Below are 21,476 nucleotides of genomic sequence, written 5' to 3' on the forward strand. Positions count from 1 at the left end.
GCCATGACACATAAGAATTTCTTAATCGAACTCGGTACGGAAGAGCTACCACCAAAAGCACTACGTACCCTAGCAGAAGCTTTTGCTGCTAACTTTGAAGCTGAATTAAAAGCCGCAGATCTACCACATGATGGCATCAAGTGGTATGCAGCTCCTCGTCGTTTAGCCCTTAAAGTTACCGGTCTTGCTGAAAACCAGCCAGACAAAGTAGTTGAAAAACGTGGACCTGCGGTATCAGCAGCATTCGACGCTGACGGTAACCCAACCAAAGCCGCGCAAGGCTGGGCACGCGGTAATGGTATTACGGTTGATCAAGCAGAGCGCATGGTAACCGACAAAGGTGAATGGCTACTGTTCAAACAAGAAGTAAAAGGCCAACCGGCACAAACACTACTTCCTGAATTAGCAGCAGCAGCACTGGCTAAGCTGCCTATCCCTCGCCCAATGCGTTGGGGTGATAAAGAAACGCAATTTATTCGTCCAGTGAAAACACTGACCATGCTATTGGGTGACGAGCTAATCGAAGGCACTATCTTAGGTGTTGCTTCAGCACGTACTATCCGTGGTCACCGTTTCATGGGTGAAGCTGAATTTACTATCGACAACGCTGATCAATACCCTGCAATCTTAGAAGAGCGCGGTAAAGTAATGGCTGATTATGAAGCGCGTAAAGCGATCATTTTGGCTGATGCGAAAAAAGCGGCTGAAGCTGTTGGCGGTATTGCAGATCTTGAAGATGATCTTGTTGAGGAAGTAACCTCTCTTGTTGAATGGCCTGTTGTACTTACCGCTTCTTTTGAAGAAGAGTTCTTAAAGGTTCCTTCTGAAGCGTTGGTTTACACCATGAAAGGCGATCAGAAGTACTTCCCAGTTTACGATGCTGAAGGCAAACTTGTACCTAAGTTCATCTTCGTATCCAACATCATCTCTAACGATCCAAGCCAAATTATCTCGGGTAACGAGAAAGTGGTTCGTCCTCGCTTAGCTGATGCTGAATTCTTCTTTAACACTGACCTTAAGAGCAAATTGGTTGATCGCCTACCTCAACTAGAGACTGCGATTTTCCAAAAGCAATTAGGTACGATTAAAGACAAAACAGATCGCATCACAGAGCTTGCTGGCTACATTGCTGACAAGATCGGTGCAGACGTTGATAACGCAAAGCGTGCAGGTCTACTGGCAAAATGTGACCTAATGACATCTATGGTATTTGAATTTACAGATACACAAGGTGTAATGGGTATGCACTACGCACGTCACGACGGCGAAGCTGAAGATGTTGCATTAGCACTTAACGAGCAATACATGCCTCGTTTTGCGGGCGACCAACTACCAAGCACACCAGTATCATCAGCCGTTGCAATGGCTGATAAACTAGATACGATTGTAGGTATCTTCGGTATTGGTCAAGCACCAAAAGGTAGTGACCCATTTGCACTACGTCGTGCATCACTAGGTGTACTACGTATCATCGTTGAAAACGGCTACGATCTAGACCTTGTTGATCTAGTTGCGAAAGCGCACTCACTATTCGGTGACAAGCTAACTAACAACAACGTAGATTCAGACGTTATCGAATTCATGTTAGGTCGTTTCCGTGCATGGTACCAAGATGCTGGCTTTAGCATTGATGTTATCCAAGCCGTGCTTGCGATGCACCCTACACAACCAGCTGATTTTGATAAGCGTGTTAAAGCGGTAAGCCACTTCCGTGAGCTTGATGCAGCTGAATCACTAGCAGCAGCGAACAAACGTGTTGGTAATATCCTAGCGAAATTCGACGGTGAGCTACCAACAACTGTTGATAACAGCCTACTTGTAGAAGCAGCTGAAAAAGAGCTAGCTGAGAAAGTAAGTACTGTTGTTGCTGCGCTTGAACCAGTATTCGCCGCTGGTGACTACCAAACAGCACTAACAGAACTTGCTTCACTACGCGAGCCTGTCGATGCATTCTTCGATAACGTAATGGTTATGGCTGATGACGAAAAACTTAAAGTTAATCGTCTAGCACTGCTTAACCTACTTCGTAACCAATTCTTGAAAGTAGCGGATATTTCTCTACTGCAAAAATAAGGTTACTGACGTTATAAAAACCACGCTTCGGCGTGGTTTTTTTTCACCTTTTTTCTGCTGTATCTGGCGTATTGTTTCATGTGGAACCTCTTTTTACTTGTATTAAATACGCTTACAACCTTTTTGCCATAAAAGGGAATCACAGCACCAACCACCACCAACCGATGAGATTTCAACTTTCTCTGAATCGGACAATACGTTATGTTACGCTCAATAAGCCATCATATTGATAGCACTTACATCAAGAACTAAATATCGACACTGAGGTTGTAAACGTAATGGACTTTTCGCGCTTTGGTAATAAGTTTGCAGGCGATTCTGGGATCACCCTATTAATGCAAGATCTCAACAATGGACTCACCAATCCCAATGCCATCATGCTCGGTGGTGGAAATCCAGCGCAAATCCCAGCCATGAATCACTACTTTACCGAGCTATTAAAAGACATGGCAACTACAGGTGAACTTACCGCGCCGATGACTAACTATGATGGCCCACAAGGTAAAAATCGCTTTCTAGATGCGCTTGCTGCACTTTTACAACAACAATACGGTTGGGAAATTAGTGCGAAAAATATTGTCTTAACCAATGGCAGTCAAAGTGCGTTCTTTAGCTTATTTAACTTATTGGCTGGAGACTTTGATAATGGCAAAAAGAAGAAAATATTACTGCCGTTATCGCCAGAATACATTGGTTACGCAGATGCCGGTTTAAGCTCTGATATGTTTATCTCATACCAACCTACGATCAGTATGTTGGAAGATGGCTTTTTTAAATACCATGTCGATTTTAGCAAGTTAGTCATCGATGACAGCATCGCAGCAATTTGCGCCTCTCGTCCGACTAACCCGACTGGCAATGTACTTACAGATAAAGAAATTGAACATTTAGCAGCGCTGGCTAAAAAACATCAGATCCCGTTAATTATCGACAATGCTTACGGCTTACCCTTCCCTGATATTATTTTTGAAGAGGTAACACCATTTTGGGATGACAACACCATTCTGTGCATGAGCTTATCCAAGCTTGGGCTACCCGGTGTCCGCTGCGGTATCGTAATTGCCAATGAAGCCATGGTTACTGCTTTATCTAACATCAATGGTATCGTCAATTTAGCACCGGGTAGTATTGGCCCTGCAGTAGCAACAAAAATGATCCACCAGCAAGAACTATTACCACTTAGCCAAAACGTGATTAAGCCGTTTTATCATCAGAAGGTACAACGCGCCGTTGAATTACTGCGCCAAGCTATCCCCGATCCTCGATTTAAAATTCACAAACCTGAAGGCGCTATCTTCTTATGGCTATGGTTTGAAGATTTACCGATCACCACGAAAATGCTGTATCAACGCTTAAAACAACGTGGCGTATTGATCGTTCCTGGTGAGTATTTCTTTATCGGATTACAAGATGAGTGGGCACATAGCCATGAATGCTTACGCATGAACTATGTCCAAGATGATAAGGAAATGCAGCGTGGTATTACTATTATGGCAGAAGAAGTCGCTAAAGCTTACGCAGAATAACTGCCCTTTTTAGCGAATATGAATAAATAAAAAACGCCGCTATCACTAGCGGCGTTTTTATTGAACGTGAAAGACAAACTATACGTTTGTGCTACACGTCAAGGTTAGCAACTTTCAGTGCGTTCTCTTCAATGAAGTTACGACGAGGCTCAACTTGATCACCCATTAGACAGGTAAACAGCTCATCCGCAGCAACAGCATCATTGATAGTTACTTGCATCATGCGACGTGATTCAGGATCCATAGTTGTTTCCCAAAGTTGCTCTGGGTTCATCTCACCTAGACCTTTGTAGCGCTGTAAAGAAAGACCACGACGTGATTCTTTGTTCAGCCACTCCAATGCTTCTTTGAAGCTAGATACCACTTGCTTACGCTCACCACGTTGAACAAACGCAGTATCATCAAGTAAACCGTTTAATGCTTCAGAAAGATCAGCAATCTTCGCGTACTCTTTTGAATTCAGTAAATCAAAGCTTAGTAAGTATTCGTGATCAACACCGTGAGTACGAACCACAACTTTAGGTAGGTACACATTGTTTTCTTCATCACGGATAACGTCAAAGCTATACTGACTTTCACCGGATTGTTTAGCATTAAGTGCAGCAATCAATGGTGTTAACCATGCTTCTACTTGTGCTTCTTCAGCCATCATCTCTGTACTTAAACGAGGTTGGTATACAAACTCATTTAACATTAATGATGGGTAGCGACGACTCATACGCTCAATTAACTTCATACCTGCATTGTATTGAGTCACAAGACTTTCTAATGCAGTACCCGTCATTGCTGGTGCGCCATCATTGGCAAACAATGATGCGTTATCCAGTGCCAATGTCGTTTGGTACTGGTTCATGTCTTCATCATCTTTAATGTATTGCTCTTGCTTACCTTTCTTCACTTTGTAAAGTGGTGGCTGAGCAATATAAATGTGACCACGTTCGATCAGCTCTGGCATTTGACGGTAGAAGAAGGTCAATAGTAGCGTACGGATGTGCGAACCATCGACGTCGGCATCGGTCATAATGATGATGTTGTGGTAGCGCAGTTTATCTGGGTTGTACTCGTCACGACCGATACCACAGCCCATTGCCGTGATAAGTGTAGCCACTTCTTGTGAAGACAGCATCTTGTCGAAACGGGCTTTTTCTACGTTAAGGATCTTACCTTTAAGCGGTAGGATTGCCTGATTTTTACGGTTACGTCCCTGCTTGGCAGAACCGCCAGCAGAGTCCCCTTCCACAATGTAAAGTTCAGATACTGCAGGATCTTTTTCCTGACAATCTGCAAGTTTACCTGGAAGACCGGCTAAATCTAATGCGCCTTTACGACGTGTCATTTCACGGGCTTTACGTGCCGCTTCACGCGCGCGTGATGCATCAATGATTTTGCTACATACGGTTTTCGCATCACTTGGGTTTTCTAATAAGAATTCCGCCAGCTTTTCATTCATTGCAGATTCAACAGCCGCTTTGACTTCACTTGAAACAAGCTTATCTTTAGTCTGGCTAGAGAACTTAGGATCAGGCACTTTAACAGAAACAACTGCCGTTAAGCCTTCACGCGCATCATCACCGGATGTCGCTGCTTTCGCTTTCTTCGAGTAGCCTTCTTTATCCATGAATGAATTCAGTGTACGTGTTAACGCACCACGGAAACCAGCTAAGTGCGTACCACCATCACGTTGAGGAATGTTGTTCGTAAAGCAGTAAATATTTTCTTGGAAACCATCATTCCACTGCATCGCAACTTCAACCGAGATACCGTCATCACGCTCACTATCAAAGTGGAAAACCTTCGGATGAATTGGCGTTTTATTACGGTTTAAGTGCTCTACGAATGCGCGAATACCACCTTCATACATGAAGTGATCTTCTTTACCTTCTTCACGCTCATCACTTAAGTTGATTGATACGCCAGAGTTTAGGAATGAAAGCTCACGTAAACGCTTGGCTAAAATTTCATAATGGAATTCGATATTGGTAAAGGTGTCTTCACTTGGCCAAAAACGGATTCGTGTACCGGTTTTTTCAGTATCACCGATAACAGCCAATGGCGCATCAGGTACACCATGACGGTACACTTGTTGGTAAGTGTGACCACCACGTTGAATAGTTAGCTCTACTTTTTCAGATAAGGCGTTTACAACTGACACACCTACACCGTGTAGACCACCAGATACTTTGTAAGAGTTATCATCGAACTTACCACCTGCGTGAAGTACCGTCATGATAACTTCTGCCGCTGATACACCTTCTTCTTCGTGCATCTCGGTTGGAATACCACGACCGTCATCGCTTACCGATACCGAACCATCTTCATGGATAGTAACAATGATATCTTCACAGTGACCAGCAAGAGCTTCATCGATAGAGTTATCGACAACCTCAAAAACCATGTGGTGCAAGCCAGTACCATCATCGGTATCGCCGATGTACATTCCTGGGCGCTTACGTACCGCATCGAGGCCTTTAAGCACCTTAATGCTTGATGAATCGTAATTATTGGACATTGAGTTACTCTCGCTTTAATTATCCTGCGGTTATTTTACCGTGTTCCACATGGAACAACTTGCCATTTTCATCCAGCATATCGGCAACTTGATCGTCACTAATAGCACTGATAAAGACTTGGGCGTTCGTTTCCTTTAATCGTTGCGCTAGCAACGCTCGCCTGTGGCTATCCAATTCGGAAGCAAAATCATCAATTAGGTAAATACATTGTTTGCCAGTCGCTTCTGTAAGGTGTAAACCTTGCGCTAAGCGCAAAGCACACACCATCAATTTCAGTTGTCCACGAGACAACACGTCCTCAACAGGCGTACCGGCAACCTTTATCCGTAAATCAGCTTTATGTGGCCCACTTACGGTATAGCCAAGTTGGCAATCACGTTCAAAATTGCGCTGCAACAACTCAGCATAAGGTGTTTCTTTTTCCCAGCCTCGGTAAAAGCCGAGTTGAATGTCAAATTCAGGGAGAAAAACCTGAAATATCTCTGCGGCTTTTTCTTTTACCGCAGAAATGTAATCTTTACGCCATACACTTATTTCTTCAGCCAATAAAGCAAGCTCTTGATCCCAGTAGCTGAGCTCTCGATAACTGCGGGCAGTTTTTAATAAGGCATTACGTTGTTTAGTTAATCGCTTTAAGCGCGCCCACGCATGATAGAACTTAGGTTCAACATGAAACACGCCCCAATCGATAAACGCTCGGCGGTATTTAGGACCGCCGATTAATAAATCAAATCCTTCAGGGGTTATCAACTGTAATGGCAAAATCTGAGCAAGTTGTGCCAATTTTTGATTGGACTCCCCTGCTATTTTAACGTCAGTTGTCCCATCACGTTTTTTGTTGATCCCAATAGGTAGAATTAACTGAGTTTGGTTATCAACCACTCGACCATGAATAAACAGCTCAGCCTGTTCATGGCGGATCACTCTGCTCGTTAAGTGACTACGGAACGAACGTCCATGACCTAAGTAATGGATAGCTTCCAATACACTGGTTTTGCCACTGCCGTTAGCACCCACTAAAAAGTTAAAGCCAGCAGCTAATGCTAAATCACACGATGCAATATTACGAAAGTCGTGCACCATCAAACGAGTAAGTGCCATACCTATAGTCTGATAGGCATCACCACATACATGGCTTCATCGTTAGTGGCATCTTCAATTAACGACGGCGCATTAGCATCAGATAATGACAAACGGACTTGATCGCATTTAAGGGTGTTTAATACATCCAACACATAGCTCACGTTAAAACCAATTTCTAAGCTATCGCCTTGGTAATCAACATCAAGAAACTCTTCCGCTTCTTCTTGCTCTGGGTTGTTTGCCGTAATACGCATCTCACCATTAGACAAGTTAACACGCACACCACGGAATTTTTCGTTTGATAAAATCGCCGCACGAGCAAATGCATTACGCATCTCTTCACAGCCTGCTTCTACAAACTTAGTACTGTTTTGTGGCATAACGCGACGATAATCAGGGAAACGTCCATCAACTAATTTAGATGTGAAGACAAAGTTGTTCACTGTCGCGCGAATATTTGAATTACCAATTTGAATGTTAACTAACGATTCAGGGTTATCAAATAGACGAACCAACTCTAATACCCCTTTACGCGGTACGATAATTTGCTTGGTTGGTAATTCATGGCCCGTATCAATCGCACACACCGCCATACGGTGGCCGTCAGTTGCTACTGATCGTAAATGCTGACCATCAGTTTCAAACAACATGCCATTTAAGTAGTAACGAACATCTTGGTTAGCCATTGAAAACTGCGTGCTATCAATCAACTGACGCATACGGCCTTGTTCAAGCGTAAATTCAACTTCGCTTTGCCAATCTTCAATATTCGGGAAATCAGCAGCAGGCAGTGTGGTTAATGTATAACGGCTACGGCTTGAACGAATAAGTACGCGATCACCTTCGTAACTCACCGAGATAGTGGCATTACTAGGTAAACCACGACAAATATCGAGGAACTTACGAGAAGGTACAGTAACCGTACCGGATTCATAATCCCCTTCAAGGGCAACCTTGGCGATAAGTTCAACTTCAAGATCGGTACCCGTCATCGACAAGCAACCATCTTCTACTTTCAACAAGATATTACCTAAAATAGGCAATGATGGACGACCACCAAGTGCTGCAGCAACTTGTTGTAAAGGCTTTAATAAATATTCGCGTTCGACGGTAAATTTCATATCAAGACGACAATGTTCTAATTAGGTTTGAATAATCTTCTTTAATATCGTGGCTCTCTTCACGCAGTTGCTCGATCTTACGGCAAGCATGAAGCACGGTAGTATGATCGCGACCACCAAAAGCATCACCGATCTCAGGAAGACTGTGGTTGGTCAATTCTTTTGCCAGTGCCATTGCCATCTGACGAGGACGTGCAACACTGCGAGAACGACGCTTAGACAACATATCTGCCATCTTTATTTTATAGTATTCAGCAACAGTCTTCTGAATATTATCTATCGTGACTAGCTTTTCTTGCAATGCTAATAAGTCACGCAATGCTTCACGAACAAAATCAATCGTGATCGCACGACCAGTGAAGTTTGCATTAGCAATAACACGGTTCAATGCCCCTTCTAACTCACGGACATTTGAACGAAGACGCTTGGCAATAAAGAACGCCACTTCATCAGCCAGACGAATATTATGATCTTCCGCCTTCTTCATTAAAATAGCAACGCGTGTTTCAAGCTCTGGCGGCTCAATTGCCACCGTTAAGCCCCAACCAAAACGTGATTTTAATCGATCCTCAACCCCGTTAATTTCACGCGGGTAACGATCTGAAGTCAGAATAATTTGCTGATTACCTTCTAATAACGCATTAAAGGTATGGAAGAACTCTTCTTGAGAACGCTCTTTATTAGCAAAAAATTGAATATCATCAATCAATAATGCATCAACGCTACGGTAATAACGTTTAAACTCTTCAATCGCATTATTTTGTAAGGCTTTGACCATATCCTGCACAAAACGTTCTGAATGCATGTAAACCACTTTGGCATTCGGTTTACGGTTAGCAATCGCATTACCTACCGCATGCAATAGGTGCGTTTTACCTAACCCAGTACCGCCATATAAAAACAATGGATTATACGCCGCTCCCGGATTATCAGATACCTGACGACACGCCGCTAAACCTAACTGGTTAGATTTACCTTCAACAAAATTATTAAAATTATGTTTTGGGTTGACGTTAGAACGGTAACCACCTGGCGATTCATTTTGCACCGGAGAAGGCGCAGGCTCAGGGTAGACGGCTGGTTGAGGCTCTACCGCTGGTTTTGACTTTGGCAAAGTAAAGACGGGTGGCGCAACTGGCTGCGGCGGTGCTGCAACGGGTTTGCTCCCTACCTCAAAATGCAAGCTCGGTGCATCAGCACCACAAAACTCATTAAGTAGACGATTGATGTTATTAAGATATTTATCGCGAACCCAATCTAATACAAATCGATTAGGAGCAAATAATGTCAAAGTATGATCATTTAATTCAGCCTGAAGCGGACGTAGCCACATACTGAATTCTGTCGCAGGGAGTTCTTCTTGAAGGCGTTGAAGGCACTGCAACCATAGCGAAGATGACAAGGTAGACTCCACACTGAATAAACAAAACATAAAAGGAAGATAATTTTATACTCGCTGAACAAGGATCACCAGTAAAGAGATCGCAGATCCAGTGAATAAGATCGAACTTATGCACATAGATCGCACAATAAAATGCAAGATCAGCACAAATTAACCCATCATTACCCACAGCTATATTAACACAGCTATCACAAAGATAAGTCTTTCATTCCCCGTTTAATGCTATTTTTACTTAATAATGACCATTTTATCATCGTCAATTATCATCCACAGGGAAAAGTTGTCATTGTGGGTAACCTTTTCTAGCCATTTTCCTCTTTCATGCCATACCAAAAGGTAAATTGCTTCAACAGCAAGTTAATACGACATAAGCCGCTATGCGCAAAGACGGCACCCTTATCGCCATCTCAACCAAATGGTTCGATAACGATATCACCCAATAAGAATCACGACTCCACCATTGGCAATTTAGCCCAATGGAGGTTCTTTCTTCACTTTCATTCCATCAATACAACGAATCATTATGGGGTTTGTGTTTCAAAACTACGTCTTATTTAATCATCTCACAGCGCAACAAAATATCAGTGAAGGATTGGTAGTCGTTAAAGGCCAGAGTAAACAATAAGCAAAAGCACGTGCTTTAGGCATTTTGACCGATATTGGTTTATCCGATAAAGCCAACGCTTATCCAGCAGCGCCCTCAGGCGGTCAACAACAACGTATTGGTATTGGTCGAGCAATGGCAGTAGATGCTAAATTATTGCTACTCGATGAGCCAACCTCAGCCTTGGATCCCCTGTGGGTAAATGAAGTACTTAGCTTGATCAAGCAATTAGCACAACAGCAGCAAACCATGTTGATCGTCACTCATGAATTACAGTTTGCCCGAGAAGTCGCCGATAGAGTGATCTTCATGGCTGACGGCGAGTTTGTCGAACAAGGGCCACCACAGCAGATCTTCACTCCCCCAAAGATCCACGGCTACAAGCATTCTTAACGCAAATAGGGATCCAATAAGGATCCTTGAACTTCGTGTAATAAAAAGTATAATGCAGCGCCCGTTGCCAGTTACACGTATATTTATTGACTCTTTGTTAGTCAGTGATTACAATTCCGCCTCTTTGTTAGAGGTGTTTGACTAATTTAAGTCAAAGACTGGTAACACACTTAAAAACTGATCAGTTAATTTAAGGTAACAAAATGTCTAAACGTACTTTCCAACCAACTGTTCTTAAGCGTAAGCGTACTCACGGTTTCCGTGCACGCATGGCTACTAAGAACGGTCGTGCAACAATCAATGCACGTCGCGCTAAAGGCCGTAAGCGTCTTTCTAAGTAATCATCGACGATTATTTTGAAGAACTACGCTTTTTCTCGGGAGTTACGCTTGTTAACTCCCGAACATTATAAAACTGTCTTCCAGCAAGCTCATCGTGCTGGCTCTCCTCACTTAACTATTCTTGCCCGTTCTAATGAACTAAACTGCCCCCGTCTTGGTCTGGCTGTTCCAAAAAAACAGATTAAAACTGCTGTAGATCGAAATCGCTTTAAACGTGTTGTGCGTGAAAGTTTTCGTCTGAAACAACATCAGCTTCCAGCAAAAGACTTCGTAGTGATTGCTAAGAAATCAGCTAACGAGTTGAGCAACGAAGAACTCTTCAAGTTGTTAGATAAGTTATGGCATCGCCTGTCTCGCCCTTCGCGTGGCTAGTCGTAGGACTAGTCCGCTTTTACCAACTGGCAATTAGTCCTCTCCTTGGGCCACGCTGTCGTTTTACTCCTACCTGCTCTCAATATGCGATCGAAGCTGTAAAAACGCATGGAGCGCTAAAAGGTTGTTGGTTAGCGGCGAAACGTCTATTAAAATGTCATCCTTTAAATGACGGTGGTTACGACCCCGTTCCGCCTACTAAGCATAACGACAGAGAACATTAACTATGGGTTCCCAACGTAATATTCTGTTAATTGCCCTACTTTTTGTCTCATTCTTATTATTTCAACAATGGAATGCTGACAAAACTCCTAAGCCTCAAAGCCAAGGTGTAGCGCAACAATCGACACAAAGCAGTGATATCCCGTCACATTCAGCTGAAGGTCAGCCACTAACTGATCAAACTAGCTCACAAAACTTAATTACCATTAAAACGGATGTACTGGAATTAACAGTCGATACGCTTGGTGGTGATGTAGTTGATGCTAAGCTTCTAAAATACAACAACACACTAGATTCAAAAGACCCGTTTGTACTGCTTAACGATACAGATGGTCATGACTACATTGCACAATCAGGTTTAATCGGCCCGAATGGTGCTGATTCTCAACAAAGTGGTCGTGCGCAATACAGCGTGACAGCAAAAGACTTTGTAATGGGTCCTGAGCAAAATGAATTACGTGTACCAATGACATTCACTAAAGATGGCATTAATTACACCAAAACATTTGTTCTTAAACGTAATGATTACGCTGTTAACGTTGATTACACCGTTGCGAACAACACTGATAAAGCAGCAAGCGTACAAATGTACGCACAGCTTCGTCATAAGCTAAGTGATTCAGGCGGTAGCCTAACAATGCCTACTTACCTAGGTGGCGCATACTCAGCAAACGACACTAAGTACAAGAAATACAGCTTCGACGACATGAAGGATAAGAACCTTGATGTTGCTGCGAACGAAGGTTGGGTTGCAATCATGCAGCACTACTTTGTTTCTGCTTGGATCCCACGTGATGGCGCAGATCAAACGTCTCAAGTTTACTCGACCACAAGCAATGGTAACGGCTACATTGGTGTTCGTATGCCAATCGAGTCGGTAGCACCGGGTCAAAGTAAAGAAATCAAAGCAACACTTTGGGTTGGTCCTAAACTTCAGAACGAGATGGCTGCAACGGCGAAGAACCTTAACCTTACGGTTGATTACGGTTGGTTATGGTTTATTGCAAACCCACTACACAAGCTATTGTCATTTATCCATAGTCTTGTGGGTAACTGGGGTATTGCAATCATCATCCTAACGTTCATTGTTCGTGGTGCGATGTACCCACTAACAAAAGCGCAATACACATCAATGGCTAAAATGCGCATGCTACAGCCAAAGATCCAAGAGATGCGTGAGCGTTTAGGCGACGACCGTCAACGTCAAAGCCAAGAAATGATGGAACTGTACAAGAAAGAGAAAGTTAACCCACTGGGTGGCTGTCTTCCTATCTTGCTACAGATGCCAATCTTCATTGCACTTTACTGGGCATTAATGGAATCTGTTGAATTGCGTCACGCGCCATTCTTCGGTTGGATCCATGACTTGTCAGCACAAGACCCGTACTACGTGCTACCTATCTTAATGGGTATCACTATGTTCTTTATCCAGAAGATGAGTCCGTCAACGGTGACAGACCCAATGCAGCAGAAGATCATGACCTTTATGCCGGTGATGTTTACTTTCTTCTTCCTGTTCTTCCCTTCAGGTCTAGTGCTTTACTGGTTAGTGTCAAACATCGTGACGTTGATCCAGCAAACAATTATTTTCCGTGCTCTTGAGAAAAAAGGTTTACACAGCAAAAAAGCGAAGTAATCCTTTTCTAGCACTAAAAAGGCGACCCTCGGGTCGCCTTTTTTATTTGTATTACTCGGACTTTAGAACAACAAGGCTTACATAGTAGAAAAAGGCTAAGTAAGGAAATATTTTCACTAAGGTGGCTTTTTAGTCATCTTTTTTATTTGCCTAATTAGGTGTTACACGCAACACTAGTTTACAATTCCCCTGTTTTTATCAAGCAAAGCCAAGGTTATGAATCAACACATCGATACTATTGTCGCTCAAGCGACACCGCCGGGTCGTGGTGGCGTCGGCATCATCCGCGTTTCAGGTCCAAAAGCTAACGAGGTTGCGCTTGCTGTAGCAGGTCGCGAACTAAAAACGCGTTACGCTGAATACCTTCCTTTTAAAAATGAAGATGGCACCGCACTCGATCAAGGCATCGCACTATTTTTTAAAGGCCCTAACTCATTTACTGGCGAAGATGTGTTGGAACTCCAAGGTCATGGTGGTCCTGTTCTAATGGATATGATGATCCGTCGTATTTTAAAGATTGACGGTATTCGTGCTGCACGTCCAGGTGAGTTCTCAGAACGCGCCTTTATGAACGATAAACTCGACTTAGCGCAAGCAGAAGCGATTGCCGACTTAATTGATGCAAGCTCTGAAGAAGCAGCCAAAAGTGCGTTTAAATCACTGCAAGGTGCATTCTCAACCAAAGTTAATGAACTGGTTGAAGCCCTGATCCATTTACGTATCTTTGTTGAAGCGGCAATTGATTTCCCAGAAGAGGAAATTGACTTTCTTTCTGACGGTAAAGTCGGTGGTGATTTAAATGTCATTATCGATCGCTTAAATGCAGTACGTAAAGAAGCCAACCAAGGTGCAATTATGCGTGAAGGCATGAAGGTCGTCATTGCTGGCCGCCCTAATGCAGGTAAATCTAGCCTACTAAACGCTTTATCAGGAAAAGACAGTGCGATTGTGACAGATATCGCGGGTACGACTCGTGATGTACTGCGTGAACATATCCACATTGATGGCATGCCACTGCACATTATCGATACGGCTGGTCTACGTGAAGCCTCTGATGAAGTAGAACGTATTGGTATTGAGCGTGCATGGGATGAAATCGAACATGCCGATCGTGTGCTATTTATGGTTGATAGCACCACGACAGATGCGACCGATCCCAAAGAGATCTGGCCTGACTTTATAGAGCGTCTACCTGCTGATATGGGCTTAACGGTAATTCGTAATAAAGCAGAGCTTACCGGTGAACAAGCGGGTATCTGTCATGCCAATAATCCAACCTTAATTCGATTATCAGCACGTACAGGCGATGGCGTAGATGCACTACGTGAACACCTAAAACAATGTATGGGTTTCTCTGGCACCACTGAAGGTGGCTTTATGGCACGCCGTCGTCACTTAGATGCCCTAGAGCGTGCCGCTGAGCACCTTGCTATAGGTAAAGAGCAACTTGAAGGCTTTATGGCAGGTGAAATCCTTGCCGAAGAGTTACGTCTTGCTCAACAACACTTAAGTGAGATCACGGGTGAATTTACATCGGATGATTTACTGGGTCGCATCTTTACCTCGTTCTGTATTGGTAAGTAAAGACTAACCATTGATAGCAGAAACAATAAAACGTCATATACCTTTGATATATGACGTTTTTTATTATTTTTTATATTAGCTTTTCGGCGGTTTCGGATAATTAATACTGATATATTCCGGCTCTTCTATTCCCGCTTCTTGGTTCAAGACTCGCGTTAACGCAAAGTAGTAGTTCACTAACAAATTAGTAAATCGCGGTAAGGTTTCAGGTACCTTTTTCCCCGAAGCGTCCACTAACACTAATTGACGTACCACTTTCTTCGCTAAACTTCGACACTGATGTAACAGCACAACCGAACCAACACCACGAGGCAAAACAAAGCGTTTATTGTTATCCGTCACCTGCGCTCGGAAATGATGGTAATCAGATTTGAGTTTCTTGATATCAGTTTCAAAAATCCCACATTTTCCCCGAATAGAACCATTGAGATGGAACAGATGCGGCTGTAGCCATGCTAATGATTGGCGGATCTCCCCCTCTTCAAGTTGAGATAATGCCAGCCCTGTATAGGTGCATAACTCATCAGTTAGAATTTCAAAATCACACAGGGGGGAGTCTTCAAAAATAAAGGGATAAGCCAGCTCATCAATATCGCCTGAGAACTTTAATGTCATTGGTACCACCTTAAGATAATGAATACAGCGATATTAACAGAGTGATACACGACTGTAATTGACAGTATAATCAAAATCGCTAACTATGAGCGCCATCTTTTGTTCGCCCAAGGAAGAGCGACAAGCAGCCTTTATCATGCTTTTCGATTACTATTATGCGCCAATTTTTTCATGCTTTTTCACTGTGCACCGTTTTACTACTCAGCAGCCCAAGTTATGCTGAACAAGCAACAACCTACCCGCTTACAGTAATGGATGCGGCCCAAAAAATGGTCTCTCTCGACCATCCGCCATTGCGCGTATCATCAAAAAGTATGTTCAGCGATCAGGTATTAATTGAATTACTGCCACCAGATCAAATCAGCAGCTTAAGTCGGTTAAGTAAAGATCCTACGTATTCCTTGATCGCCCATAAATTACCGACAACGATCCCACGGCTCGATCTCAATATTGAAAGCACTATTGCCAACCAACCCGATTTACTGATTGCAGCCAATTGGAGCGACCAACAAAAAGTGAATATCTTGCGTCAAGCAGGTATCAATGTTTTTGTGTTTAATACCGTGTATACATTAGCTGATATTGAAAAAAATATTCTCATGTTAGGTAAATTAGTAAATCAAAACCAACGCGCTCAGCAGTTAGTCGATACGATGGATCGTAAACTAAAACAACACGTCATCATTCCCAAACATCGACTTACCGCCGTTGAATACACCCCATGGGGCGCATCAAGCAACCGCCAATCAACTATAAATACCATTTTTGAACAGGCAGGATTAATCAATGTCATTGCTGCAACCCAAGGGGATAAATACGGTCAAGTACCACTAGCAAAAGAGCAGTTACTACTTCTCAATCCTGATGTCATTATTGTTCCTGGAACTTGTGGTAAAGATACAAATGATAGCAGTAATGCCTTTCGTCAGGAGTTATTAAACGATCCTTCACTGCAACAATTAAACGCCATTAAACACCACAAAGTGATCTGTTTACCTCAGGCACTACGTTCAACAGATAGCCAGTATATTGTTGATGCCATTATCTATTTAAACCATCACGTTTATGGCAAGCCTCATGCATAAATTAGCACCCTCCTATCATTGGTTACTGACGAGCGTTATCTTTATTGTTACCGTTATAGCGTATCTAAGCTTAGGCTCTGTCTCTATCCCAATAACAGATATCACAGGTCTACTACATACTTATCTCGTCCAAGGTAGCCACGCTGCAGCGGAGCAATATCCACTCGCCAATGCTATCGTGCTTCATATTCGCCTCCCTCGTGCTTGTGCCGCCATATTAGCGGGTGGTGCATTAGCCCTTGCGGGCGCTTGTAGCCAAGGACTATTTAAAAACCCTTTAGCCAGTCCTGATATTTTAGGGATCAGTGCCGGTAGCAGTTTTGCTGCTGTTATCGCCATCGTCACTGGGATCAGTGCCACAGCTATAGGTTGGCTACCTCTTTTCACTACCATTGGCGCACTTACTAGCGCTTTATTGGTGTATATGCTTGCGGCTAAATCTCACCAACAAGGGCTATTTATCATCTTGGCAGGTCTCGCAGTATCTAGCTTGCTAGGAGGCTTGACCATGGGCGTATTACTGACTGCACAGCAATATGAGATCAGCGAGTTTGTCTTCTGGACCATGGGAGGATTAGACTCTCGCATCTGGCAACAGTTGCTATGGCCCACGCCAATCATTGTTATTGCTGCAATCGTGCTGTTACGTCATGGCCAAGTTTTAAACTTGCTGGCTTTAGGTGAACAAAATGCCCATGGTATGGGCATTAATGTCAGGCGCAGCCGATTCACATTACTCGTATTAACCACCCTACTCACCGCAATGGCTATTGCGGTAGCAGGCCCAATTGGCTTTATCGGTTTAATCGTACCGCATTTGGTCCGCCTTATTTTAGGGCCAGATAATCGACGTTTATTGCCATTTTCAGCTATTTTCGGCGCCTTATTTTTATTACTGTGCGATCTTCTGGCACGAACAGTGATCGCCCCCAATGAATTAAAAACAGGGATCATTACTGCCGTTATTGGTGGCATTTATTTTATTGCCCTATTGATCCGTAGTCAGTACAAAGGGATAGCCCAATGAATACGATCATTCAAGCCAAACACCTTTCTTTTAAGCAAGGTAACAAGCCGTTATTAACGGATATCAATTTCACAATTGGTGCTGGTGAACTGGTTGGGATTATTGGTCCAAATGGTGCAGGAAAAAGTACATTATTAAAATGTTTAGCGGGCTATTTGACACCGTCATCTGGCGAGATATTTCTCAAAGAAAAACCACTTTCCAGTTATCGTCATCAACAACGTGCACAGCACATGAGTTATCTCCCTCAACATACAGAGCCTGCGTTCGCCTTTTTAGTCAAAGATGTGATTGGTTACGGCCGCTATAGCCACAACAACCCAATAAGTGACAAGGATTTTAATAAAACCATCCATCAATTAAATATTGAAAAACTATTAAATCAACCACTTAATCAACTATCGGGAGGTGAGCAACAACGAGTGCACTTTGCTCGTCTATTACTTCAAAACGCCGATTGCATGTTACTTGACGAACCCACTGCTAGCCTAGACATTGGTCATGAATCTGAGTTAATGAATATCCTCGCAGCACAATGCCAACAAGGAAAGACGGCGCTGGTGGCAATTCATAACCTCAATACTGCACTTGAGTTCTGCGATCAGTTATTACTTTTACAACAGGGTGAATTAATTGCCTTTGATACGCCAGATAACGTATTAACCCCTTCTCGATTACATCAGCTATACCAAGATAACATCACTATTTGTCGCCACCCGGAATCAGATAAACTTTATCTGACGCCACGACGAAAATAGATCCTTTCTTTCATCATAAAATGACAGGATCGGCTTTTTACTATGATCATAAGCCTGTGATTAAAATAGCAAGATCATGTGGGTAAGATCATAATTGTTATATTATCCACAATTATATGATCCCCAATCTAAGATCTTCTATCTATCTTATAATTCAACTTTTTCTTATAAAATACCCACATATTTTCCTCTTAATTAAGGCTTAATTGCTGGTGGATATCAGTTAATCATAGATAAGTGTATAAATAGGCGATAACCTACACAAAAGAATATCAATTGGTGATAATCATGATCGCCATTAACGCTAGATCTTTGCTTATTCAAGCATTCTAGTTTTCTCTATCTATATAAAGGATAACCATGAGCACACTTAGCCTTATTACCGGTAGTACTTTAGGTGGCGCAGAATATGTCGCCGATCATTTAGCTGAATTGCTCGAAGATAATGGTCATCAAGCAGAAATCATCAACCAAGCAGAGTTTTCAGAGCTCGATCAAGACGCTATTTGGCTAATTATTTGCTCAACTCATGGTGCAGGCGACTTCCCAGACAACTTTTTACCGTTTGTTGCAGAGCTCACACAGCAACAACCCGATCTTAATGATGTTAAATTTGCCGTAATAGCCCTTGGTGATAGCAATTACGATACCTTTTGCGCAGCAGGTAAGAAAATAGAAGGATTATTGCTTTCTTTAGGCGCAAGCCAACTCGGTGAACGTCTTGATATTGATGTTTCAGAGACGCCTGTACCTGAAGAACCCGCTGAAGCGTGGTTTAATAACTGGAAAAACCTGATCGCTGATTAAAAAACAGTCAATATTTACTCAGTTCTCCAACTTATTTCGATCTTTTTTCTGTGGATAACTATAGATCTAAACGGTGATCAACCCATAGTTATCCATTTAATAACTTCTATGGCTTCCTCCCCCTGTGTATAAGTGCTCTTTTTGATCCCAGCCTATCCCCGATCAGATCCAAGCTCCTACACAAGAAATGATCTTCCCTAAACGCATGATCATTAGGATCATTTAACGGTTATCCACACGATCAGGCGATCCTAATAGTAGATCTAACAGAAGATCTCTTTAAAAAGATCTTATATATATTTAAAGAGCGTAATTGAACTGATCAAATGATCTTGATGAAAGATTCTCTCTTGCACAGAAAAAGGATAGAATGTCCGCCCTTTGCTCGAGTTAACTCACTGGCTATTTAAATACCTGAGGAAGTTCCATGTTTTACCAGGAAAAATTTGATGTCATCGTTGTGGGTGGTGGTCATGCAGGCACAGAAGCCGCATTGGCAGCAGCCCGAATGGGACAAAAAACCTTACTGTTGACCCATAATATCGATACGTTGGGCCAAATGTCGTGCAACCCAGCTATCGGCGGGATCGGGAAAGGACACCTGGTTAAAGAAGTTGATGCCCTTGGTGGATTAATGGCGCAAGCCATTGATAAAGGTGGTATTCAATTCCGTACACTGAACTCATCGAAAGGCCCTGCAGTACGTGCAACCCGCGCTCAAGCCGATCGTGCATTGTATAAAGCTGCCGTTCGTAATGTATTAGAAAACCAAGAAAATCTAATGATTTTCCAACAAGCTGTGACGGATTTAATTGTTGAAAATCACCGAGCAGTTGGTGTTGTAACGGAAATGGGCTTGAAATTTCAGGCCAAGGCCGTTGTGTTAACTGTGGGTACTTTCCTTGGTGGTAAAATCCACATTGGTTTAGAAAACTACAGTGGCGGTCGTACTGGTGATCCAGCATCAAATGCCCTTGCAGATCGCCTACGTGAATTACCATTACGTGTTGATCGTCTAAAAACAGGGACTCCACCGCGTATTGATGCACGTAGTGTAGATTTCAGTGTACTTGAAGAACAGCATGGTGATAATCCAACGCCAACATTTTCATTTATGGGGAAAGCATCGGATCATCCACGTCAAATCCCATGTTTTATTACCTACACCAATGAGCGTACACATGAAGTGATCCGTAATAACTTGGATCGTAGCCCAATGTATGCAGGTGTTATTGAAGGTATTGGTCCACGTTACTGCCCTTCCATTGAAGATAAAGTGATGCGTTTTGCTGATAAAAATAGCCACCAGATCTTCATTGAGCCAGAAGGCTTAACCACGAATGAATTATATCCTAACGGGATTTCCACCAGCTTACCGTTTGATGTACAAATGCAAATTGTTCGTTCAATGCAAGGTTTTGAAAACGCAACCATTATGCGTCCAGGCTATGCGATTGAATATGATTTCTTTGACCCGCGCGATCTAAAACAAACTTTCGAAAACAAATACATCGATGGTTTATTCTTTGCCGGACAAATTAACGGTACAACAGGTTACGAAGAAGCCGCAGCACAAGGCTTAATGGCGGGTATGAACGCCGCGCTTCAAGCTCAAGACAAAGACGGCTGGAGTCCACGTCGTGATCAAGCTTACATGGGTGTATTGATTGATGATTTATCAACAATTGGTACAAAAGAACCATACCGTATGTTTACTTCTCGTGCCGAATACCGTTTATTGCTTCGTGAAGACAATGCTGATTTACGCTTAACCCCAATGGGTCGTGAGTTTGGCTTAGTTGATGATGCTCGCTGGTCTCGTTTCAATCAAAAAATTGAAAACATGGAACTTGAACGTCAACGCCTGAAAGATATTTGGATCAATCCAAAGTCGGATCATGTTGATGAACTAAACAAGATCCTTAAAGCGCCGATCGCCCGTGAAGCGAGTGGCGAAGATCTTCTTCGTCGTCCTGAAGTGACTTACGATCAACTGACGAGCATCGAAACATTTGCACCAGCACTTGACGATGTAGAAGCGCGTGAGCAAGTTGAGATCCAAGTGAAATACCAAGGTTATATTGATCGTCAGCGTGATGAAGTTGAAAAATCACTGCGTCATGAAACAACGAAACTGCCATTTGACATTGATTACAGCAATGTTAAAGGTTTATCGAATGAAGTAGTGGTAAAACTGAATGATGCAAAACCAGAGTCAATTGGTATGGCATCACGTATTTCAGGTATTACTCCCGCTGCGATTTCGCTGTTATTGGTTTATTTGAAAAAACACGGCTTATTAAAAAAAGGCGAATAA

17 protein-coding genes and 2 pseudogenes are annotated in these 21,476 nt (G+C 42.8%); 14 read left to right on the forward strand and 5 right to left on the reverse strand.

Annotated features, from left to right (window positions below):
- Positions 1 to 3 precede the first annotated feature (3 nt).
- The gene (gene glyS / locus I3259_RS09995) at positions 4 to 2,073 is read left to right on the forward strand and encodes a glycine--tRNA ligase subunit beta (RefSeq protein ID WP_238029487.1); all 2,070 of its coding nucleotides are present in this window, start codon (positions 4 to 6) and stop codon (positions 2,071 to 2,073) included.
- 278 nt (positions 2,074 to 2,351) lie between these two features.
- Positions 2,352 to 3,599 (forward strand): valine--pyruvate transaminase, encoded by a 1,248-nt coding sequence (locus I3259_RS10000; protein ID WP_238029488.1) that lies wholly within the window; start codon positions 2,352 to 2,354, stop codon positions 3,597 to 3,599.
- Between the two features lie 91 nt (positions 3,600 to 3,690).
- Here I3259_RS10000 and gyrB read toward each other — a convergent pair whose 3' ends face one another.
- The 4 genes from gyrB to dnaA are packed head-to-tail and all read right to left on the reverse strand — an operon-like array spanning position 3,691 to position 9,715.
- Entirely contained in the window at positions 3,691 to 6,108 is a 2,418-nt protein-coding gene (gene gyrB / locus I3259_RS10005) for a DNA topoisomerase (ATP-hydrolyzing) subunit B (RefSeq protein WP_238029489.1), read from the reverse strand.
- A gap of 19 nt (positions 6,109 to 6,127) precedes the next feature.
- Positions 6,128 to 7,210, reverse strand: a complete 1,083-nt coding sequence (gene recF / locus I3259_RS10010) for a DNA replication/repair protein RecF (protein WP_238029490.1) — start codon at positions 7,208 to 7,210, stop codon at positions 6,128 to 6,130.
- 2 nt (positions 7,211 to 7,212) lie between these two features.
- Positions 7,213 to 8,313, reverse strand: coding sequence for a DNA polymerase III subunit beta (dnaN, locus tag I3259_RS10015; protein ID WP_005372253.1), 1,101 nt, complete (start codon positions 8,311 to 8,313; stop codon positions 7,213 to 7,215).
- Position 8,314: 1 nt separating this feature from the next.
- Positions 8,315 to 9,715: a chromosomal replication initiator protein DnaA gene (dnaA, locus tag I3259_RS10020; RefSeq protein WP_238029491.1), complete on the reverse strand. Its 1,401-nt coding sequence runs from the start codon at positions 9,713 to 9,715 to the stop codon at positions 8,315 to 8,317.
- Between the two features lie 335 nt (positions 9,716 to 10,050).
- Between dnaA and I3259_RS10025 the strand changes: the two are divergent.
- From I3259_RS10025 to mnmE, 7 genes and pseudogenes are all read left to right on the forward strand, one after another.
- Positions 10,051 to 10,158 (forward strand): annotated as a pseudogene (locus I3259_RS10025) (amino acid ABC transporter substrate-binding protein); the annotation flags it as partial.
- An 83-nt stretch (positions 10,159 to 10,241) separates the two neighbouring features.
- A pseudogene (locus tag I3259_RS10030) lies at positions 10,242 to 10,732 on the forward strand (ATP-binding cassette domain-containing protein); the annotation flags it as partial.
- A 183-nt stretch (positions 10,733 to 10,915) separates the two neighbouring features.
- Positions 10,916 to 11,053, forward strand: a complete 138-nt coding sequence (rpmH, locus tag I3259_RS10035) for a 50S ribosomal protein L34 (RefSeq protein WP_005372258.1) — start codon at positions 10,916 to 10,918, stop codon at positions 11,051 to 11,053.
- 15 nt (positions 11,054 to 11,068) lie between these two features.
- A complete protein-coding gene (gene rnpA, locus I3259_RS10040) occupies positions 11,069 to 11,425 on the forward strand; it encodes a ribonuclease P protein component (RefSeq protein ID WP_238029492.1) in 357 nt (118 codons plus the stop codon).
- Complete coding sequence (gene yidD, locus I3259_RS10045) at positions 11,392 to 11,649, forward strand: membrane protein insertion efficiency factor YidD (RefSeq protein WP_005372265.1); 258 nt, start codon at positions 11,392 to 11,394, stop codon at positions 11,647 to 11,649. Before rnpA ends, yidD begins: the two co-directional genes overlap by 34 nt.
- 2 nt (positions 11,650 to 11,651) lie before the next feature.
- Positions 11,652 to 13,283 carry a membrane protein insertase YidC gene (gene yidC, locus I3259_RS10050; protein WP_238029493.1) on the forward strand — a complete coding sequence of 544 codons (1,632 nt, stop codon included), beginning with the start codon at positions 11,652 to 11,654 and terminating at the stop codon, positions 13,281 to 13,283.
- Positions 13,284 to 13,499: 216 nt separating this feature from the next.
- On the forward strand, positions 13,500 to 14,867 hold the full coding sequence (mnmE, locus tag I3259_RS10055) for a tRNA uridine-5-carboxymethylaminomethyl(34) synthesis GTPase MnmE (protein ID WP_238029494.1): 1,368 nt from the start codon (positions 13,500 to 13,502) through the stop codon (positions 14,865 to 14,867).
- A gap of 75 nt (positions 14,868 to 14,942) precedes the next feature.
- Here mnmE and I3259_RS10060 read toward each other — a convergent pair whose 3' ends face one another.
- On the reverse strand, positions 14,943 to 15,482 hold the full coding sequence (locus I3259_RS10060; protein WP_238029495.1) for a cobalamin adenosyltransferase: 540 nt from the start codon (positions 15,480 to 15,482) through the stop codon (positions 14,943 to 14,945).
- 155 nt (positions 15,483 to 15,637) lie between these two features.
- On the opposite strand from I3259_RS10060, the gene I3259_RS10065 reads away from it, so the two are divergent.
- From I3259_RS10065 to mnmG, 5 genes are all read left to right on the forward strand, one after another.
- Positions 15,638 to 16,567, forward strand: a complete 930-nt coding sequence (locus I3259_RS10065) for an ABC transporter substrate-binding protein (RefSeq protein WP_238029496.1) — start codon at positions 15,638 to 15,640, stop codon at positions 16,565 to 16,567.
- Positions 16,560 to 17,594: an iron ABC transporter permease gene (locus tag I3259_RS10070; RefSeq protein ID WP_238029497.1), complete on the forward strand. Its 1,035-nt coding sequence runs from the start codon at positions 16,560 to 16,562 to the stop codon at positions 17,592 to 17,594. Before I3259_RS10065 ends, I3259_RS10070 begins: the two co-directional genes overlap by 8 nt.
- Positions 17,591 to 18,352: an ABC transporter ATP-binding protein gene (locus tag I3259_RS10075; RefSeq protein WP_238029498.1), complete on the forward strand. Its 762-nt coding sequence runs from the start codon at positions 17,591 to 17,593 to the stop codon at positions 18,350 to 18,352. Before I3259_RS10070 ends, I3259_RS10075 begins: the two co-directional genes overlap by 4 nt.
- Positions 18,353 to 18,712: 360 nt before the next feature.
- Complete coding sequence (gene mioC, locus I3259_RS10080; RefSeq protein WP_238029499.1) at positions 18,713 to 19,159, forward strand: FMN-binding protein MioC; 447 nt, start codon at positions 18,713 to 18,715, stop codon at positions 19,157 to 19,159.
- A 427-nt stretch (positions 19,160 to 19,586) separates the two neighbouring features.
- Positions 19,587 to 21,476, forward strand: a complete 1,890-nt coding sequence (gene mnmG / locus I3259_RS10085) for a tRNA uridine-5-carboxymethylaminomethyl(34) synthesis enzyme MnmG (protein ID WP_238029500.1) — start codon at positions 19,587 to 19,589, stop codon at positions 21,474 to 21,476.

This window comes from Photobacterium sp. Ph5 (assembly GCF_022129445.1).
GTDB lineage: Bacteria > Pseudomonadota > Gammaproteobacteria > Enterobacterales > Vibrionaceae > Photobacterium.

Bases quoted from the DNA above. Each gene is read 5' to 3' on its own strand.
- glyS (WP_238029487.1), top strand. From the start codon at position 4: ATGACACATAAGAATTTCTTAATCGAACTCGGTACGGAAGAGCTACCA.
- I3259_RS10000 (WP_238029488.1), top strand. From the start codon at position 2,352: ATGGACTTTTCGCGCTTTGGTAATAAGTTTGCAGGCGATTCTGGGATC.
- gyrB (WP_238029489.1), bottom strand. From the start codon at position 6,108: ATGTCCAATAATTACGATTCATCAAGCATTAAGGTGCTTAAAGGCCTC.
- recF (WP_238029490.1), bottom strand. From the start codon at position 7,210: ATGGCACTTACTCGTTTGATGGTGCACGACTTTCGTAATATTGCATCG.
- dnaN (WP_005372253.1), bottom strand. From the start codon at position 8,313: ATGAAATTTACCGTCGAACGCGAATATTTATTAAAGCCTTTACAACAA.
- rpmH (WP_005372258.1), top strand. From the start codon at position 10,916: ATGTCTAAACGTACTTTCCAACCAACTGTTCTTAAGCGTAAGCGTACT.
- yidD (WP_005372265.1), top strand. From the start codon at position 11,392: ATGGCATCGCCTGTCTCGCCCTTCGCGTGGCTAGTCGTAGGACTAGTC.
- yidC (WP_238029493.1), top strand. From the start codon at position 11,652: ATGGGTTCCCAACGTAATATTCTGTTAATTGCCCTACTTTTTGTCTCA.
- mnmE (WP_238029494.1), top strand. From the start codon at position 13,500: ATGAATCAACACATCGATACTATTGTCGCTCAAGCGACACCGCCGGGT.
- I3259_RS10060 (WP_238029495.1), bottom strand. From the start codon at position 15,482: ATGACATTAAAGTTCTCAGGCGATATTGATGAGCTGGCTTATCCCTTT.
- I3259_RS10065 (WP_238029496.1), top strand. From the start codon at position 15,638: ATGCGCCAATTTTTTCATGCTTTTTCACTGTGCACCGTTTTACTACTC.
- I3259_RS10070 (WP_238029497.1), top strand. From the start codon at position 16,560: ATGCATAAATTAGCACCCTCCTATCATTGGTTACTGACGAGCGTTATC.
- I3259_RS10075 (WP_238029498.1), top strand. From the start codon at position 17,591: ATGAATACGATCATTCAAGCCAAACACCTTTCTTTTAAGCAAGGTAAC.
- mioC (WP_238029499.1), top strand. From the start codon at position 18,713: ATGAGCACACTTAGCCTTATTACCGGTAGTACTTTAGGTGGCGCAGAA.
- mnmG (WP_238029500.1), top strand. From the start codon at position 19,587: ATGTTTTACCAGGAAAAATTTGATGTCATCGTTGTGGGTGGTGGTCAT.